This window comes from Actinomadura sp. NTSP31 (genome assembly GCF_041951385.1).
GTDB lineage: Bacteria > Actinomycetota > Actinomycetes > Streptosporangiales > Streptosporangiaceae > Spirillospora > Spirillospora napierensis.
On record NZ_JBGNUT010000063.1, the window covers coordinates 1 to 16,665 of the forward strand.

The following is a 16,665-nucleotide window of genomic DNA, read 5'->3' on the forward strand; positions in this document are numbered from 1 at the left end:
ACGGACAAGGCGTTTCACGCGGAGCTCCAGCGGAGCGTGAAACGCCTTGTCCGTCGTGACGGGGGTTCCAGGGGGTCGCCCCCCCTGGACGATTACGCCATGGGGCGTTCCATGGCGGGGGTGGCGGGGTCGGCGCCCTCTACCGGCTTGGGGGCGAAGCCCTTGGCGGTGATGAAGACGACCACGATCAGCACGGTCGGGACGATGAACGCCAGCCGCAGGCCGTGGGAGTGGCTGACCGGGGCGATCGCGCCGACGACGGCGGCGCCGAGCACGAAGCCGACGTAGTTGAAGATGTTGACGCGGGCCACGGCGACGCCGAGGCCGGTCGGGTCGACGCGTCCGGCGGCGGAGAACGACACCGGCGCGATCACGCTGAGGCCGAGCCCGGCGAGCGCGAACGCGGCGATGGCGACGGCCGCGTTCGGCGCCGCCACCACGCCGGCCATGCCGACGATGCCGATCAGCCCGCCCAGCCGCACCACCTGGACGGGGCCGGAGCGGCGGACGCCGAGGTCGGCGACCGCGCGGCTGATCACCATGGTGATCTGGTAGGCGACGTAGCCGAGCGGCGCGACCCAGTCGCTGGCCGACAGCTCGTCGTCCAGGTACTTGGCGCCGTAACTGGAGATCGCGGAGTCGGCCAGGTAGGCGACGGCCATCGCGGCGCCGACGATCAGGATCGGCCGCCACGGGACGCTGCGCCCGGCGGCCTTCAGCTCCTCGGCGGACGGCCCGTCGCCCTCCTCCTCGCGCCGGTAGAGCCGGGGCCCGGTGGCGAGGGAGGCGACGACGCCGATGGCGGCGGCGATCCCGAAGCCGGTGAGGAGCGAGAGGTCCAGCTTGTTGGTCGCCGACGCCCACAGGCCGCCGAGGATGCCGGCGACGCTCCACACCGCGTAGAAGCCGGTGATCAGGCTCATCCCGTAGCGGCGCTCCACCGCGATCGCCTGCGCGTTCATCGAGGCGTCGACCGCTCCGACGAACAGCCCGAACAGTGCGACCGCCCCGTACAGGGCGAGGTCGTTGTCGCCGGTGGCGCCGATCAGCACGATGGTGACGGCCACGGCGGGCTGGGCGACCCGCAGCACGGGCCCGCTGCCGAGGCGCTTGAACAGCGCGCCGGACACGACGCTGCCGGCGCCGGCGACCAGCGGCACCATCAGCAGGACCAGTGACAGCGTGGCGTCGCTGAGGTGGTGCGCCTTCTGCATCTGCGGCACCTGCGTCACCAGAGAGGCGAAGCACAGCCCCTGGACGGCGAAAGCGGCATAGGCGGAGATCCGCGCCCGGCGGTCCCGCTCGGTGATGCGCTCGCTCATGCGGCCCGACCTCTCTGGCAGCGAACGTGAAGAAGATTCGCGTCAGCGTAGGGACAGGGTACGCGCCGGGTCAATGGTCCGGCTCAGCCGATGAGCCGCCTGCGCATACCCCGGACGGCCAGTATCCACATCAGGCCCGCGAACAGCACCAGCGCCCCCAGATGCCCGAGGTCGGCGAGCGGCCGCAGCCCGAACACCGCGTCCCGCACCAGCTGCACGCAGTGGTACAGCGGGTTCAGCCGCGCCGCGTACCGCGCCCAGTCCGGCAGCGCGTCGATTGGGAAGAACGTCCCGGCGACCAGGAACAGCGGCGTCACCACGCCGGTGATCACGTAGTCGAAGGAGTTGATCGACGGCACCACCGACGACGTCCACATCCCGAACAGCCCGAACCCGAGCGCCAGGAAGAACACCAGGAACGGCACCAGCAGCATCCCGAACGAGGGGTCCAGCCCGAAGAACAGCGCCACCACGAGCGGCGTGCACGAGTACACCGACGACTTCGCCGCGATCCACAGCGCCTCCGCCGTCACCAGCTCGTGGACGTCCACCGGCGCCGCCAGGATCGCGTCGTAGGTGTGCTGGAAGGACCGCCGGATGTAGCTGTTGAACATCCCCGGGAACACCGAGGTGAACAGCGCCGCCGTCCCCACCACGCCCGTCGCGACGAAGTCCAGGTACCGGTAGTGCCCGACCATCGCGACCATCGACCCGAACCCGTAGCCGAACGCCAGCAGGTAGAACGTCGGCTCCACCATCGACGCGAACGACTGCGTCATCCAGTACCGCTTGTACAGCGCCAGCTCGTGCCGCCAGATCCCCCGCAGCGGCGCCACCTCGAACCGCCGCAGCCGCGGCGCGCGCTCCGCCTGGACGGTCATTCCACCCGCTCCCCGGTCAGCACCACGAACACGTCCTCCAGACTGGACGCCCGCCGGACCCCGTCCGGGCCCAGCTCGTCCTCCAGCGACGGCGGGATCGTCTCCGCCTTCAGCACCGACACCGACGGGCCCGTCCGGCGGGTCGGCAGCCCCGCGCCCCGCGCGGCCCGCTCCACCTCCGTGAGCCGGTCCGGCGGCCCGTAGTGCTCCACCACCAGCTCGCCCGCGTACTCGGCGACCAGCTCCGCCGGCGCCCCGCGCGCGATCACCCGGCCGTGCGACATCAGCGCGCACGCGTCGGCGAGCCGCTCGGCCTCCTCGATGTAGTGCGTCGACATCAGCACCGTCGTCCCGCGCGACCGCAGCCCGTCGATCAGCCCCCACAGCTCCGCCCGCACCTGCGGGTCGAGGCCCACCGTCGGCTCGTCCAGCAGCACCAGCGCCGGACGGTGCACCAGCCCCCGCGCGATCAGCAGCCGCCGCCGCATCCCGCCCGACAGGTCGTCCACCTTCGTGCGCTGCCGCTCGGTCAGGTGCGCGAGCGCCAGCGCGTCGTCGACCGCCCCGGCCCGCTCGCGCCGCGGCACCCGGTACAGGTGCGCGAACACCTCCAGGTTCTCGCGGGCGGTCAGCTCCTCGTCGAGGTTGTCCTGCTGCGGCACCACGCCCATCGCCGCCCGCGCCCGCTTGGACTGCGCGGGCACCTCGAACCCCAGCACCCGGATGCTGCCCTCGTCCGCGAGCGCCTGCGCGGTCAGCATCTTCATGGTCGTCGACTTCCCGGCGCCGTTCGGCCCGAGCAGCCCGAGGCAGCTCCCGGCGGGGACCTCCAGGTCGAGCCCGTCCACCGCGGTGAACCCGCCGAACCGCTTGACCACCCCCCGCATGCTGATCGCCGCCGCCCCGGCCTCGCCCTCCCCGGCCGCGGGCTGCGCACGTTGCACCGTCATGCGATCACCCTACGTACCGGGCCCGGCGGAACCCCACCGATTTTTCTCCGGGCACCCCGCCGCGCGCCCGCTACCCTCGAGAACGTGGACATCCCCCGCCGCCCCGGACAGGCGACCCGCGTGAGCGACCTGCGCGCCTCCGACGCCGACCGGGAGCGCGTCGCGGAGGTGCTGGGCGAGGCCCTCGCGGACGGCCGGCTGACCATGCAGGAGCACGCCGACCGCACGACCCGCGTCTTCGCCGCCCGCACCCTCGGCGAGCTCACCGGCCTCACCCTGGACCTCAGCCCCGAGGAGGCCCAGCCCATCCTCGTGGACGACCGCCCGGTCTCGGTCTTCTTCGGCCGCGTCCGCCGCGACGGCCGCTGGGTCGTCCCCGTGAAGCTGCCGCTGCTCGCCCTCTTCGGCACCGTCGAGCTCGACCTGCGCGAGGCCGTCCTGCAGCGCCGCCACATCGTCCTCGACTCGCTGGTCCTCGCGGGCCGCGTCCGCCTCCTCGTCCCCGAGGGCGTCCGCGTCGACATCACGGGCCGCACCATCCTCAGCACCCGCGAGCTGCGCACCCGTCCCGCCGCCGAGGGCCCCACCATCGAGGTCGCGGGCACCCTCGTCCTCGGCTCGGTGAAGGCCAGGGCCCCCAAACGGACCCTCCGCCAACGCGTCCGGGGCCGGCTGGGACGCTAGCCGCCATGGACGATCTCCCGCCCCTCGAACTCGCCTTCCCCGGACCCGAACGCGACCGCGGCGTGGCCGCGATCCTGACCGGCGAGAAGACGGCCTTCACCGGTCTCCTCGAGATCCACGAGAAGGCCGGCGAACCCGTCCCCGGACGGGGCGACAGGTTCGCCGTCCTCGACTCCGGCGGCCGTCCCGCCGCCGCGATCGAACTCACCGAGGTGCGCGTCGTCCCGATCAAGGAGATCGACGACGCCTACGCCCGCGCCGAGGGCCGCGGCTACGCGGGCGCCGCCGAATGGCGCGCCGACCACGAGCGCTTCTTCCGCGGCGAGGGCGTGGCCGCGTTCCTCGGCCGCGAGCCCGACATCACCGACGACACCCTCGTGGTGGCCCAGCGCTTCCGCCGCCTGGCCCCCTGACGGCGCCGTCCGCCGGGGACGCCCGCCGAGCAGCCTCCTAGACCGCGGTGTCGAAGTTGATGGCGCTGTAGGCGCGGAGCTTGCTGAGCTTGTGCTCGCTGGAGACGGTGCGGATGGTCCCGCTGCGGGAGCGCATGACCAGGGAGTGCGTGACGGCGGTGCCCTTGCTGTAGCGGACGCCGTCGACGAGTTCGCCGTCGGTGATGCCCGTCGCGGCGAAGAAGACGTCGTCGGAGGTGACGAGGTCGTCGGTGGTGAGGACGCGGCCGAGGTCGTGGCCCGCGTCGACCGCCTTCCGCTTCTCCGCGTCGTCCTGCGGCCAGAGCCGCCCCTGGATGACGCCGCCGAGGGCCTTGATCGCGCAGGCGGCGATGATGCCCTCCGGGGTGCCGCCGATGCCGAGCAGCAGGTCGACGCCGGTGCCGGGACGGGACGCCATGATCGCGCCGGCGACGTCGCCGTCCAGGATGAACTTGATCCGGGCGCCCGCCTCGCGGACCTCCTTCACGATCCCCTCGTGGCGGGGGCGGTCGAGGATGCAGACGGTCACGTCGTTGGCGGACGAGCCCTTGGCGCGGGCGATCGCGCGGATGTTGTCGGCGATGGGGCGCTCGATGTCGACGACGTCGGCGGCCTCGGGGCCGGTGACGAGCTTCTCCATGTAGAAGACCGCCGACGGGTCGAACATCGAGCCGCGCGGCGCCACCGACAGCACGGCGATGGCGTTGTTCATGCCGAGGGCGGTGAGCCGGGTGCCGTCCACCGGGTCGACGGCGACGTCGCACTCGGCGCCGGAGCCGTCGCCGACCTCCTCGCCGTTGTAGAGCATCGGGGCGTTGTCCTTCTCGCCCTCGCCGATGACGACGACGCCGCGCATCGAGACGGTGTTGATCAGCTGCCGCATCGCGTTGACGGCGGCTCCGTCGGCGCCGTTCTTGTCCCCGCGGCCGACCCAGCGCGCCGCGGCCATGGCGGCGGCCTCGGTGACCCGGACCAGCTCCATCGCCAGGTTGCGGTCCGGCGCCGAGGGCTCGGTGGTCAGCGGGGAGGAAACGGTGGTCTCTTCGGACATGACGGGGCGGCCCCTTCGATCGATGGTGACTCGGATTCTCCGGGGACCGGACGCCGGGCCACAAATTGGACCAGACCAGCCCGGTGCGCCGGGGAGTCCCGCCCGCGGCCGGGCCGTTTTGACCGTCGCGCGGGCAAGGGATCGTTTCCCCGTGGGAAGAGGGCGTAATCTCATGGCTCATGAGCAGCGACATCGACGTCTCGTCCGACGGGGCGGCCAAGGACGGGGCCGCCGGGGCAGCGGAGGCGCCCGCCCGGACCTCCGACCGCGGGGCCGCCACGCGCAGCGCCCTGCTGTCGGCGGCCCGGGACGTCTTCTGCGAGGCGGGCTTCGCGCAGGCCGCGGTGACCGACATCGTCGCCAAGGCGGGCGCCAGCGTCGGCAGCCTGTACCACCACTTCAACGGCAAGGCCGACCTGTACCTGACGCTGTTCGAGGAGTTCCAGGGCCGCCAGCAGGAGCGCACCCGCAAGGCGATCAACGCGGTGCGGGACGCGGGCGAGGGCGACCCGATGCGGCAGTTCGTCGCGGGCGCCGGCGCCTATCTGGACGGGTGCCTGCGGGAGCGGGACGTCGCGCGGCTGTTCATCTCCGGCGACGGCCCGCCCGGGTTCGACCGGGTGATGCGGCAGCGCCTCAACAAGTGGGCGCGCCGCAACGCCGCGCTGTTCCACACCGCCGACGGCGGCGTGGACGAGGCGCTGGTCGTGGTGCTGACGGGCGCGATGGCGGGCGCCGTGTCGGAGATCTCCCTGATGGACGACGAGGGCGCCGCGCGCCCCCTGGCGGACGAGATGATGGGCATCGTCGGAACGATCAGGAACCCCCGTACCGAGCAGCGCTGACCGTGCGGGATCCTGGAGGGGTGACCGACAAGAGCCCCGCACCCGCTCCGGAGGCCGCCGACACCGCCTCCGGGCCCGAGCAGCCCGCCACCGCCGAGCCAGGGCCGTCCGGCGCGCGGGAGGAGCCGCGCGCGGACGCCGGAGCCGGCGAGGCCCAGGCGGAGACCGCCGACGGGCCTGAGAGGGCCGAGGGCGAGGGGGCCGCGGCGCCCGCCGGTGAGCGCGGTGTGGTCAAGGTCAGTCCGGCGGTGTACAAGCGGCTGACGACCGGGCTCGGCGGGTTCACGATGGCGATGGGCGCGTGCCTGCTGCTGGTGCTGGCGATCTTCGTGATCACGCCGCGGGACAACAAGGAAGTGCTGCCCACCGTCGACTACGCCTCGCAACTGTGGGCGCTGCGCAGCGACGCGCCGTTCACCGTGTACGCGCCGGAGGGGCTGCCGCCGCGCTGGCGTCCCACCAGCTCGCGGCTGCACGGCCTGGACGCCGGCGGCAAGCAGCCGGTCGCGTGGCACCTGGGCTTCGTCACGCCGGACGGCGAGTACGCGGCGCTCGAGGAGAGCAACGAGAAGGCGGACGCGTACGTCCCGCGGATGACCAACAGCAGCAAGCCGATCGGCACGATGCAGGTCGGCGGCGAGTCGTGGGCGAAGTACCACCGCAACGACAAGAAGGCGAACTCGCTGGCGCGGCCGGGCCCGGGGGGCATGAGCATCGTGGTGACCGGTACCGCGTCCTACGGGGAACTGGCGGTGCTGGCCGCGTCGCTGAAGCCGCAGCCCCGGCAGGGCGGGGGCCCGGCGCCGTCGGCGCCGGCCACCCGGGGTTCCTGACCGGGCCCGCGGGCTCACCCTCAGGTGAGTGTTCCCTTACGGTCAGAACGGGGTCGGGGCCTCGCCGTCCTCCGGACCCTGCATCGCGGCGGCGAGTCTCGCGCGCGCGCCTTCGAGCCACTCCTCGCAGACCTCGGCGAGCTTCTCGCCGCGCTCCCAGAGGGCGAGGGACTCCTCCAGCGTCAGCCCGCCGGCCTCCAGCCGCTTGACGACGTCGGTCAGCTCGTCCCGCGCCTGCTCGTACGACGGCTTGCTCTCGGTCGCGTTCTCTTCTGCCACTTTCCCCACTCTAGGGCTCCTCGCGGCCGGAGACGGTGGCGGTGAGGCGGCCGCCGGCCAGCCGCACGTGCAGGCTCTCGCCGTCCTTGACGTCCGACGGCTCGCGCACGACCGCCTCGTCCTCGCGCTGGACGATCGCGTAGCCGCGGTCGAGCGTGGCGGCGGGGGAGAGGGCCAGCAGCCGGGCGCGGGTGTGCGACAGCTCGTCGCCGGCCCGGTCCAGCGCGGCCGACAGGCACCGGCGGGCCCGGTCGCGCAGGGCGAGGACCTGCTCGGACTGCCGTTCGATCTCCCGTACGGGGTCGGCGAGCGCGGGCCGCGACCGGACCGACTTCAGCCAGTGCAGCTCGCGTTCCACCGCGCCCCCCAGGCAGCGCCGGCCCCGGTCGCGCAGCTGCCGGACGAGCTGGAGCTGCTCCCGCACGTCCGGGACGGTCTTCTTCGCCGCGTCGGTCGGGGTGGAGGCGCGGACGTCGGCGACGAGGTCGAGGATCGGGCTGTCCTGCTCGTGCCCGATCGCGCTGACGACCGGGGTGCGGGCGGCGGAGACGGCGCGGACCAGCGCCTCGTCGGAGAACGGCAGCAGGTCCTCCATGGCGCCGCCGCCGCGCGCGATGACGATGACCTCGATCTCGGGGTCGGCGTCGAGCTTGCGCAGCGCCTCCATGACCTCGCCTACGGCGTGGGAGCCCTGGACGGCGGTGTTCTCCACCCGGAACGCGACGGCGGGCCAGCGGCGCCGCGCGTTCTCCAGGACGTCGTGCTCGGCGTCGGAGTCGCGGCCGCAGATCAGGCCGATCCTGCCGGGCAGGAACGGCAGCGGCCGCTTGCGCTCGGGGCGGAACAGGCCCTCGGACGCGAGCACCTGCCTGAGCCGCTCCAGCCGGGCCAGCAGCTCGCCGACGCCGACGGGGCGGACCTCGATGGCGCTGAGCGAGAACGTGCCGCGGTTGATCCAGAAGTCGGGCTTGGCGTGCACGACGACGCGGGCGCCGTCGGTGACGGCGGGCCCGGCGGCCTCGAACACCCCGCGCGGCCCGACGACCCGGACCGACATGTTCGCGACGGGGTCGCGCAGCGTCATGTAGACCGTCCCGCCGCGGGCGTTGAGGTCGGTGATCTGGCCCTCGACCCAGATCCGGCCGAGGCGGCCGATCCAGCCGCCCACCGCCTGCAGGACGGTCCGCACCGGCACGGGGGATTCGGCCGTGGTCTCCATCGCCATGCCCCGAAGCCTACGGGCGCGGCGGGCCCGGCCGCGTGTGACGGACGAGACATGCCGGTCGGCTTTGATGCTTAGCCACACTAACTTAGACTGACTAAGTAATTTCGAGGAGAGCAACCGTGACCGTTTCCGAGCGAGCGCTGGCCGAACAGCTCAACCGCAGCCTCCGGCACATCGTGCTGATGCTGCGCCGCGCCACCGCCGACCAGGCGATCACCAGCCAGCAGCTGTCGGTGCTCGGCTCGCTCGAGCACGGGCCGTGCCGGATGACCGAGCTGGCCGCCGAGCACGGCGTCCGGCTCCCCACCATGACCGCGCAGATCAACCGGCTGGAACGCGACGGCCTGGTGGAGCGCGGCCGGGACGGCTCGGACGCCCGCGTCGTCACCGCCGCGCTCACCGCGGCCGGCCGCGAGCGGCTGGCCGCCGGGCGCGAGCAGCGGATCGGGTTCCTGGCCGAACGGTTCGCGGGGCTGACGGACGAGGAGCGCACGGCCGTCGCCGCGGCGCTGCCCGCCCTCGACAAGCTCTTCGCCGCTCCTTGACCCTCTGAGGGAGGTCTCCATGCACGCTCGGCCCTCGTCGAACACGGGGCTGCCTTCGTCGAACACGAAGGGCGGCGGCATTCTCAGGCAGCCGATGTCGGTGTGGGCCACCGCCTTCGCCGCCGTCGTCGCCTTCATGGGCATCGGGCTCGTCGATCCGATCCTGCCCGCGATCGCCAAGAACCTGTCGGCGACGCCGAGCCAGGTGTCGCTGCTGTTCACCAGCTACTTCCTGATCACCGCGGTGGCCATGCTGATCACCGGCTGGGTGTCCAGCCGGATCGGCGGCAAGAGGACGCTGATGATCGGGCTCACCCTCGTCGTGGCGTTCGCCGCGCTCGCCGGGACGTCCGACACCGTCGGCCAGCTCGTCGGCTTCCGGGCCGGCTGGGGGCTCGGCAACGCGCTGTTCGTCGCCACCGCGCTCGCCGTCATCGTCGGCGCGGCGTCCGGCGGCGCAGAGAAGGCCATCGTCCTGTACGAGGCCGCCCTCGGCCTCGGCATCTCGCTCGGCCCGCTCGTCGGCGCGCTGCTCGGCGACCTGAACTGGCGGTTCCCGTTCTTCGGCACCGCGGTCCTGATGGCGGTCGGCTTCCTGCTCATCGCCACGCTGCTCAAGGCGCCGCCGAAGCCCGCCGAGAAGACCCGGCTGAGCGCCCCGATCCGCGCCCTCGGGCACGGCGGGCTCGCCACCACCGCGTTCACCGCGCTGTTCTACAACTACGCGTTCTTCACCGTCCTCGCCTTCACGCCGTTCGTGCTCGGGATGAGCGCGCACGGCATCGGCCTGGTGTTCTTCGGCTGGGGCGTGATGGTCGCGCTGGCCTCGGTGTTCGGCGCACCGGCGCTGCAGCGCCGCGTTGGAACGGTCCGGGTCATGTACCTGGGGCTGGCCCTGCTGGTGGTGTTCCAGCTCGGCCTGGCCTTCCTCGGCCACGACGGGATCATCGTCTGCACAGTCCTGTCGGGCATCCCGATCGGGCTGAACAACACCGCGTTCACCGAGGCGGCGATGGAGGTCTCCGACAACCCGCGGCCCGTCGCGTCCGCCGGGTACAACTTCGTCCGCTGGATGGGCGGGGCCCTCGCCCCCTACTTCGCCACCAAGCTGGCCGAAGAGGTCAACCCGCACCTGCCCTACGTCGTCGGCGCGGCCTGCTGCGCCGTCGCGATCGGCATCCTGGTGACGCGCCGCCGCCACATGGCGCCGCTGGAGCGGGTCGACATCGACCACGCCTTCCAGGACGCCCCCGTCCCGGCCAAGGCCTAGCGGACCGGCCGCGAACCTCCGCCGTCCTCTGGTTCCGGCCCGGTCGCTCCGCAGGGGCGGACGGTCTGGAAACAGAGGACGCCGTTCGTGGCGGCGAACATTTCCACTGCCATTTCCGTCGCCCTTCATGCGATACGGGCGGGAGCGGCGGATCCGTCCACGCCGGCCGGGCCCGAGGGGGTCCGGCCGGCGCCGCAGAGCCCATGCGCCGCGTTCGCGCAGGTCGCCGGGGTGATTGACGAATGCAGCACAATCGTCATATTTCCCTATTTCCCGCGATTATCTTGTCACGGGTGATCGAAGCGAGATAGTGATGGACCCGTCCGTCACTCACCGGCCTTCCGCGCCGCAGAACAAAATGGGACCGATGACAACCAGCCTGCCGTCCTTCCCCGCCGCGGACGAAGCGCCGCTCGACACCTGCATCCGGTTGCGGGACATCGCCCCCGTGGTCGAAGTGGAGTTCCCCGGCGGCGTCCCGGCCTACCTCGCGCTGACCCACGACGCCGTGCGGCAGATCCTCGCCGGCGACAACAGGACCTTCCTGCGGGACCCGGAGCACTGGCCCGCCCTGCACGACGGATCGATCCCCGAGGACTGGCCGCTGCGCGCCATCGTCCAGGGCGGTCACCTGTCCACCAAGGACGGCGCCGACCACCGGCGGCTGCGCGGCCTGGTCGGCAAGGCATTCACGCCCGCGCGGGTGCAGGCGCTGGAGCCGCGCGTCCAGCGGATCGTGGACGGCCTGCTCGACGACGTCGTCGCCGCGGGCGACGGCGTGGACATCGTGCCCGCCTTCACCGAGGCGCTGCCGATGTGGGTGATCTGCGAGCTGTTCGGCGTGCCCCCCGAGGACCGGCCCCGGATGCGCGACTGGACCGCCGCGCTGCTGGCGCACACCACCCCGCCGGACGAGGCGTTCGCGACGCAGAACGCCCTCCAGTCCTACCTGCACGAACTGGTGGAGCGCAGGCAGGAGGCGCCCGGCGACGACCTCACCTCCAGCCTCGTCCAGGCCCGCGACGAGGGCGACAGCCTCACCACCGACGAGCTGGTCGGCGTGCTCTGGCTGATGCTCGTGGCCGGCCACGAGACCACCGTCCACCTGCTCGGCCACGCCATCGTGGCGCTGGCCCAGAACCCCGGCCAGCTCGAACTCGCCAAGGCCGGCGACCGCTGGGCCGACGTGGTGGAGGAGACCCTGCGCTACCGCCACTCGGTGATGATGACGAGCTTCCGCTTCACGGCGGAGGACGTGACCGTCGCCGGGGTGCCCATCCCCAAGGGCCGGGCGGTCGGCGTCGTCTACCAGGCGAGCGGCCTCGACCCGGCGGAGTACGGCGAGGACGCGGACAGGTTCGACATCACCCGGAAGCAGAACGGGCGCCTCACCTTCGGCCACGGCCCGCGGTACTGCATCGGCGCGTCCCTGGCCCGGCTGGAGGGCCGGCTGGCGCTCGCGACGCTGTACCGGCGCCTGCCGGAGCTCGCCCTGGCCATAGACCCGGGCGACATCCCCTACTCCCCGTCGTTCTTCACGGTCGGCCCGCTCTCCCTGCCGGTCACCTTGGGCGGCGTCCGATCCTGACGCGTCACCGCGGGATCCGGCGGCTCGTCCGGCCGGCCGGCAGGCCGGCGCGCCCGGCAGGGGGCGTGCCGGCCGACGCGTCCGGTATCTAGCAATTTTGGTAAATACCTGCGCGCACGAGCGTTATGGTGCATCCTTATCGCGCCTTATTCCGTTATGGCCGCCCGTGCGACGCGCCGCGGATTCCCGCGCGCCGGTCACCAACGCTCACAAGGACACGATGGATGGCATCTCAAGCCGGTCGAGCACGCATCGAGCGCGCCGCGCTGGAACGCGCGCTCTGGGTCGGGCTGGTCGTCGCGGTCGTCGCCGGCGCCGCCTGGCTGGGGGCGCTGCTGGCCGCGGACCAGCGGTCCCGCACGCTGGTCGCGGCGGGCGGCGGCGCCGCGGCGCTCGCCCTCGTCCTCGCCCTCGGAGCCGCGGCCTACTACGCCGAGTACGCGCGGAAGGTCCGTGACCGGCTGGCGCAGGTGGAGAGCGAGAGCGGCCTCCTGGAGCGCCGGCTCCAGGAGCTGGTCGACGGGCCCCTGCCCGCGCTGATCGGGCGCCTGCACGCCGGCGCGGCGCCGGAGGAGATCCTGGCCGAACTGCGGACCGTCCCGAACCACCTGCTGGGACGGCTGGTGCGCGTGGTGGCGGAAGGCGTCGCCCACAGCGAGCACGGCGCGGTCCAGGCCAGGGCCGAACTGGCCGCCCTGGAGCACGAGGTCGCGCAGGTGGCCGACGCGACGCTGCCCGCGCTGATCGACCGGATCCGCGGCGACCACGCCTCGGCGGCGCCCGCGCCCGCCGAGCTCCCGGCGCCCTCCCACGCGGCACTGGAACGGCTCCTGAACGACGTCGGCGACGCCCTCGCCGCGGGCGAGCGCACCAGGGCGGCCGCCATGGCGTCCTGCGCGAGCGCCGCGGCGCGGATCCAGGCGCAGACCACCCGCATGCTCGCCCAGCTCCGCGAGCTGGAGGACCAGTACAACGAGGACGAGGTCTTCGGCGACCTTCTCGACCTCGACCACCACGTCTCCCAGATGGGGCGCCTGGCCGACAGCATCGCGCTGCTCAGCGGCGGCCGGTCGGGACGGCGCTGGACCAAGCCCATCGTCCTGGAGAGCGTCATCCGCGGCGCGATGGGCCGGATCGCCTCCTACCAGCGCGTCCAGTACCACTCGACCAGCACCGCCGCCGTCGCCGGGTTCGCCGCCGAGGGCGTCATGCACGCGCTGGCCGAGCTGATGGACAACGCCGCCAACTTCTCCCCGCACGGCACCGCCGTGCACGTCTACGCCGAGGAGGAGGACGCCGGCGTCGTCGTCACCATCGAGGACAGCGGCCTGGGCATGCGCCAGCGCGAGCGGGAGCGCGCCGAGCGGCTGGTGTCGGAGACCGCCGACCTGACCTCCCTGCCCGGGACCCGGCTGGGGCTGGCGGTGGTCGGCCGGCTGGCGGGCAAGCACGGGCTGCGGATCAGCTTCCGGCCGTCCTCCCGCGGCGGTATCGGCGTGGTCGTGCTGATCCCGCGCCGGCTCGTCAGCCACCCCGCCGGCGCCGGCGGCGAAGCCTTCGCCGCCGACCCCGTCCGAAGCCCGCGCGCGGGCGCCACCGCCCTGGTCCGCGAACCCGCCGCCGCGGCGGCCGTGGCCCTGGCCGAGGCACCCGACGCCGGCGCCGCCGACGGGGAGCACCTGCCCAAACGCCGCCGCGGCGCCACGCTCACCGGGACCGTCGAGCAGCACGCGGCCCCGCCGCCCAAGCCCCGCGACCCGGGGGCGCGGTTCGCCGCCTTCCGCGAGTCCGCCTCGGGACGCCACCGAACGACCGACGACGCCATGACCGACCGCACGTCCGAACCCGCGGACGGCACCGCGCACGACGACACCGCACCCGCCCGGGAACCCGATCAGTAGGGCTCATGGCCCGCGGCCCGTTCGGCGGACGGGCCACCGGGACGGACGGTCCCGGCACACCCGTCCGGACCGCAGGATCCACAGATAGGAGGCAGGGACGCGATCCGCCGCGGCGCCGCGGCGGGATCCGTTCCGTGATCTTGATGAGCACCGATGAGCGCCAACTCGATTGGCTTCTGACGTCCCTTGCGGACCGGGCCCCCGGCATCCAGCACGTGTTGGTGCTGTCCAGGGACGGTCTGAAGATCTGCCACACCCCCGGACTGGACGAGGACAGGGCCGACCAGCTGGCGGCCATCGCCTCGGGCATCCAGAGCCTGTCCCTGACCGCCTCCCACGAGTTCGGCACCGGCGTCGGCGCGGGCCAGTCGATGATGGAGTTCGCCGGCGGGCTGCTGCTGATCATCCCGGCGGGCGCGGGGGCGCACCTGGCCGTCGTCGCCCACGAGGACGCCGACGTCGGCCTCGTCGGGCACAGCATGAACGAGCTGGTGGAGCAGATCGGCGGCTACCTGACCGCGGCACCGCGCACCGCCGCGCCGAGATGACCCCCCAGCCGCTGGACCTCGGCGACCCCGACCGGCTCTACACCGTGACCGGTGGCCGCAGCCGCGCGGGCGACGACGCCCTCGACCTCGTCACGCTGGTCAGCGCCGAGAACGACCCGGCGCCCGGCATGCAGTCCGAGCACGTCGCGATCCTGCGGCTGTGCCGCCACGAGCCGATGGCGGTGGTCGAGCTGTCCTCCCATCTGAGGCTGCCGGTGAGCGTGGTGAAGATCCTGCTGCTCGACCTGCGCGACGCCGGCCACATCACCGTCCGCCATCCGACCTCGGCCACCGCGACGAACCGGCTGGCCGACCTGGAAACGCTGAAGCAGGTGCTCGTTGGACTCCAAGACCTCTGACCAGGCAGCGGACCACGGACCCGGCGGCGCGCCGGCCGGGGCCGCGGACGACGTGCCGCTGCGCCGCACCGCGCGGGACGCGCTGAAGATCGTGATCGTCGGCGGGTTCGGGGTCGGGAAGACCACCATGGTCGGCTCGGTCTCCGAGATACGCCCGCTGAGCACCGAGGAGGTCATGACGGAGGCCGGCGTCGGCATCGACGACCCCAGCCGCGTCGCCGACAAGCGCACCACCACGGTCGCGTTCGACTTCGGCCGGATCTCGCTGGACGCCCACCGCGTGCTCTACCTGTTCGGCGCCCCCGGCCAGAAGCGGTTCTGGTTCGTCTGGGACCAGCTGTTCTCCGGCAGCCTCGGCGCGGTGGTGCTGGTGGACACCCGCCGCCTGGAGGAGTCCTTCTACCCGCTCGACCGGCTCGAGCACCACAAGATGCCGTTCGTGGTGGCGGTCAACCGGTTCGACGCCCCCGGCGCGCGGCCCTCCCTGGAGCGGGTGCGCGACGCGCTGTCGCTCCCCGCGGACGTCCCGCTGGTCGACTGCGACGCCCGGCTGCGCGACTCCACCAAGAACGTGCTGATCACGCTCGTCCGGCACCTCACCGCACTCCACGACCCCGCCGCACTCCAGGAGGCCGCGCAGTGACCGACGAGACCGCCCCGCCGCGCGCCGACGGCGCCGTCCGCCTGTACGGGGAGGAGTTCGACCAGCGGCCGGCCGACTTCTTCGAGCGGATGCGCCGCGAGCACGGGCCGGTCGTGCCCGTCCTGCTCGAAGGCGACGTCCCCGCCTGGTACGTGATCGGGTACCGGGAGGTCAACCACGTCACCGGCAACCCGGGGCTGTTCGCGCGCGACACCCGCCGCTGGAACGCCTGGGACGCCGTGCCGGAGAACTGGTCGCTGCTGCCGTTCGTCGGCTGGAACCCCTCGGTGATGCTCGCCGAGGGGGAGGAGCACCACCGGCGCAGCACGGCGATCAGCGACGCGCTGGACGCCGTCGACCGCACCGAGCTGGCCGCCGACTGCGAGCGGATCGCCGACCGGCTGATCGACGAGTTCGCCGGGGACGGCGAGGCCGACCTGGTCAGCCGGTTCGCCGACCGGCTCCCGCCGCTGGTGATGGCCGGGCTCTTCGGGGTGCCCGCGGCCGAGGCGCCCGACATGATCCGGGACGTCACGTCCGTGGCGGGTTCCGACGAGGACGCCGTCCCGGCGTACCAGCGGCTCCAGGAGACCATGCGCCGGCTGGCCGAGGCGCGCCGGGCGCGTCCCGGCCCGGACGTCACGTCCCGGATGCTGCAGCACCCGGCGGGCCTCACCGACGACGAGCTGGTCAGCGACCTCATCCCGATGATGAGCGCCGGCCACCTGCCCACCGGCCACTGGATCGGCAACGCGCTGCGGCTGATGCTGGTCGACGAGCGGTTCGCCGTGACGCTCCAGGGCGGCCGCGGCAGCGTCTCCCAGGCGCTCAACCAGGTGCTGTGGGAGGACACGCCGTCGCAGAACAACATCGGCCGCTTCGCCGTGCACGCCTGCGAGCTGGCCGGGCGCCGGATCCGCCCCGGCGACATGCTGATCCTCGGGTGGGCCGCGGCGAACGCCGACCCGCAGGTGCAGCCGCCCGCGCACGGCGCCGGCGCCGGGAACCGCGCCCACCTGTCGTTCGGGCACGGCGACCACGGCTGCCCCTTCCCCGCCCCGGAGCTCGCCGAGATCATCGCCAGGACGGCGGTGGAGGTGCTGCTGGACCGGCTGCCCGACATCGAGCTCGCGGTCAAGCCGGACGAGCTCCTGTGGCTCCCGTCGTTCTGGGTGCGCCGCCTGGCGGCCCTGCCGGTCCTCTTCAGCCCGGCCGCGGCGCCCCACCAGGGCGGCTGACCACCCGGTCTCCGCCGCCGGGACGCCGCCGTCCGGCCCGCGGCGGGCGGCCCCCGGAAGGTTCCGGGG

The 16,665-nt window shown here is 73.2% G+C and carries 18 protein-coding genes; 12 read left to right on the forward strand and 6 right to left on the reverse strand.

The annotated features are described in order from the left end of the window. Positions 1-92: 92 nt before the first annotated feature. The 3 genes from ACA514_RS47980 to ACA514_RS47990 form a co-directional block, all read right to left on the reverse strand. A complete protein-coding gene (locus ACA514_RS47980) occupies positions 93-1,322 on the reverse strand; it encodes an MFS transporter (RefSeq protein WP_375048239.1) in 1,230 nt (409 codons plus the stop codon). An 83-nt stretch (positions 1,323-1,405) separates the two neighbouring features. Next, a complete protein-coding gene (locus ACA514_RS47985; RefSeq protein ID WP_375048241.1) occupies positions 1,406-2,203 on the reverse strand; it encodes an ABC transporter permease in 798 nt (265 codons plus the stop codon). Next, positions 2,200-3,153 carry an ABC transporter ATP-binding protein gene (locus ACA514_RS47990; protein WP_375048242.1) on the reverse strand — a complete coding sequence of 318 codons (954 nt, stop codon included), beginning with the start codon at positions 3,151-3,153 and terminating at the stop codon, positions 2,200-2,202. The genes ACA514_RS47985 and ACA514_RS47990 overlap by 4 nt, the downstream gene beginning before the upstream one ends. Positions 3,154-3,237: 84 nt before the next feature. Between ACA514_RS47990 and ACA514_RS47995 the strand changes: the two genes are divergently transcribed. Together ACA514_RS47995 and ACA514_RS48000 are read left to right on the forward strand one after the other, a co-directional pair. Further along, positions 3,238-3,837, forward strand: coding sequence for a DUF1707 domain-containing protein (locus ACA514_RS47995; RefSeq protein ID WP_375048243.1), 600 nt, complete (start codon positions 3,238-3,240; stop codon positions 3,835-3,837). A gap of 5 nt (positions 3,838-3,842) precedes the next feature. After that, positions 3,843-4,250 (forward strand): ASCH domain-containing protein, encoded by a 408-nt coding sequence (locus ACA514_RS48000; RefSeq protein WP_375048244.1) that lies wholly within the window; start codon positions 3,843-3,845, stop codon positions 4,248-4,250. A gap of 37 nt (positions 4,251-4,287) precedes the next feature. On the opposite strand, the gene glpX is transcribed toward ACA514_RS48000, so the two are convergent. After that, positions 4,288-5,322 (reverse strand): class II fructose-bisphosphatase, encoded by a 1,035-nt coding sequence (gene glpX / locus ACA514_RS48005; protein ID WP_375048245.1) that lies wholly within the window; start codon positions 5,320-5,322, stop codon positions 4,288-4,290. Between the two features lie 179 nt (positions 5,323-5,501). On the opposite strand from glpX, the gene ACA514_RS48010 reads away from it, so the two are divergent. Together ACA514_RS48010 and ACA514_RS48015 are read left to right on the forward strand one after the other, a co-directional pair. Further along, a complete protein-coding gene (locus ACA514_RS48010) occupies positions 5,502-6,167 on the forward strand; it encodes a TetR/AcrR family transcriptional regulator (RefSeq protein ID WP_375048246.1) in 666 nt (221 codons plus the stop codon). Positions 6,168-6,187: 20 nt separating this feature from the next. Then, positions 6,188-7,000: a DUF4245 domain-containing protein gene (locus tag ACA514_RS48015; protein ID WP_375048247.1), complete on the forward strand. Its 813-nt coding sequence runs from the start codon at positions 6,188-6,190 to the stop codon at positions 6,998-7,000. Between the two features lie 42 nt (positions 7,001-7,042). Here ACA514_RS48015 and ACA514_RS48020 read toward each other — a convergent pair whose 3' ends face one another. Next, on the reverse strand, positions 7,043-7,279 hold the full coding sequence (locus tag ACA514_RS48020; protein ID WP_375048248.1) for an exodeoxyribonuclease VII small subunit: 237 nt from the start codon (positions 7,277-7,279) through the stop codon (positions 7,043-7,045). Between the two features lie 10 nt (positions 7,280-7,289). Continuing rightward, a complete protein-coding gene (gene xseA, locus ACA514_RS48025; protein WP_375048249.1) occupies positions 7,290-8,504 on the reverse strand; it encodes an exodeoxyribonuclease VII large subunit in 1,215 nt (404 codons plus the stop codon). A 119-nt stretch (positions 8,505-8,623) separates the two neighbouring features. Here xseA and ACA514_RS48030 point away from each other — a divergent pair, with 119 nt between their 5' ends. From ACA514_RS48030 to ACA514_RS48065, 8 genes are all read left to right on the forward strand, one after another. Further along, positions 8,624-9,049, forward strand: coding sequence for a MarR family winged helix-turn-helix transcriptional regulator (locus ACA514_RS48030; RefSeq protein WP_375048250.1), 426 nt, complete (start codon positions 8,624-8,626; stop codon positions 9,047-9,049). A 19-nt stretch (positions 9,050-9,068) separates the two neighbouring features. Continuing rightward, positions 9,069-10,319 carry an MFS transporter gene (locus tag ACA514_RS48035; RefSeq protein WP_375048252.1) on the forward strand — a complete coding sequence of 417 codons (1,251 nt, stop codon included), beginning with the start codon at positions 9,069-9,071 and terminating at the stop codon, positions 10,317-10,319. A 367-nt stretch (positions 10,320-10,686) separates the two neighbouring features. Continuing rightward, positions 10,687-11,907: a cytochrome P450 gene (locus tag ACA514_RS48040; RefSeq protein ID WP_375048253.1), complete on the forward strand. Its 1,221-nt coding sequence runs from the start codon at positions 10,687-10,689 to the stop codon at positions 11,905-11,907. Between the two features lie 224 nt (positions 11,908-12,131). Then, the gene (locus ACA514_RS48045; RefSeq protein ID WP_375048254.1) at positions 12,132-13,808 is read left to right on the forward strand and encodes a sensor histidine kinase; all 1,677 of its coding nucleotides are present in this window, start codon (positions 12,132-12,134) and stop codon (positions 13,806-13,808) included. Positions 13,809-13,951: 143 nt separating this feature from the next. Continuing rightward, positions 13,952-14,356 (forward strand): roadblock/LC7 domain-containing protein, encoded by a 405-nt coding sequence (locus ACA514_RS48050; RefSeq protein WP_344267510.1) that lies wholly within the window; start codon positions 13,952-13,954, stop codon positions 14,354-14,356. Next, positions 14,353-14,715 carry a DUF742 domain-containing protein gene (locus ACA514_RS48055; RefSeq protein ID WP_375048255.1) on the forward strand — a complete coding sequence of 121 codons (363 nt, stop codon included), beginning with the start codon at positions 14,353-14,355 and terminating at the stop codon, positions 14,713-14,715. The genes ACA514_RS48050 and ACA514_RS48055 overlap by 4 nt, the downstream gene beginning before the upstream one ends. Then, entirely contained in the window at positions 14,696-15,358 is a 663-nt protein-coding gene (locus tag ACA514_RS48060) for an ATP/GTP-binding protein (RefSeq protein ID WP_375048256.1), read from the forward strand. Before ACA514_RS48055 ends, ACA514_RS48060 begins: the two co-directional genes overlap by 20 nt. Next, positions 15,355-16,596 (forward strand): cytochrome P450, encoded by a 1,242-nt coding sequence (locus ACA514_RS48065; protein WP_375048257.1) that lies wholly within the window; start codon positions 15,355-15,357, stop codon positions 16,594-16,596. The genes ACA514_RS48060 and ACA514_RS48065 overlap by 4 nt, the downstream gene beginning before the upstream one ends. Positions 16,597-16,665: the final 69 nt, after the last annotated feature.

Bases quoted from the DNA above. Each gene is read 5' to 3' on its own strand.
- ACA514_RS48050 (WP_344267510.1), top strand. From the start codon at position 13,952: ATGAGCACCGATGAGCGCCAACTCGATTGGCTTCTGACGTCCCTTGCG.
- ACA514_RS48055 (WP_375048255.1), top strand. From the start codon at position 14,353: ATGACCCCCCAGCCGCTGGACCTCGGCGACCCCGACCGGCTCTACACC.
- ACA514_RS47990 (WP_375048242.1), bottom strand. From the start codon at position 3,153: ATGACGGTGCAACGTGCGCAGCCCGCGGCCGGGGAGGGCGAGGCCGGG.
- ACA514_RS47980 (WP_375048239.1), bottom strand. From the start codon at position 1,322: ATGAGCGAGCGCATCACCGAGCGGGACCGCCGGGCGCGGATCTCCGCC.
- ACA514_RS48010 (WP_375048246.1), top strand. From the start codon at position 5,502: ATGAGCAGCGACATCGACGTCTCGTCCGACGGGGCGGCCAAGGACGGG.
- ACA514_RS47985 (WP_375048241.1), bottom strand. From the start codon at position 2,203: ATGACCGTCCAGGCGGAGCGCGCGCCGCGGCTGCGGCGGTTCGAGGTG.
- ACA514_RS48040 (WP_375048253.1), top strand. From the start codon at position 10,687: ATGACAACCAGCCTGCCGTCCTTCCCCGCCGCGGACGAAGCGCCGCTC.
- ACA514_RS48035 (WP_375048252.1), top strand. From the start codon at position 9,069: ATGCACGCTCGGCCCTCGTCGAACACGGGGCTGCCTTCGTCGAACACG.
- xseA (WP_375048249.1), bottom strand. From the start codon at position 8,504: ATGGCGATGGAGACCACGGCCGAATCCCCCGTGCCGGTGCGGACCGTC.
- ACA514_RS48045 (WP_375048254.1), top strand. From the start codon at position 12,132: ATGGCATCTCAAGCCGGTCGAGCACGCATCGAGCGCGCCGCGCTGGAA.
- glpX (WP_375048245.1), bottom strand. From the start codon at position 5,322: ATGTCCGAAGAGACCACCGTTTCCTCCCCGCTGACCACCGAGCCCTCG.
- ACA514_RS48000 (WP_375048244.1), top strand. From the start codon at position 3,843: ATGGACGATCTCCCGCCCCTCGAACTCGCCTTCCCCGGACCCGAACGC.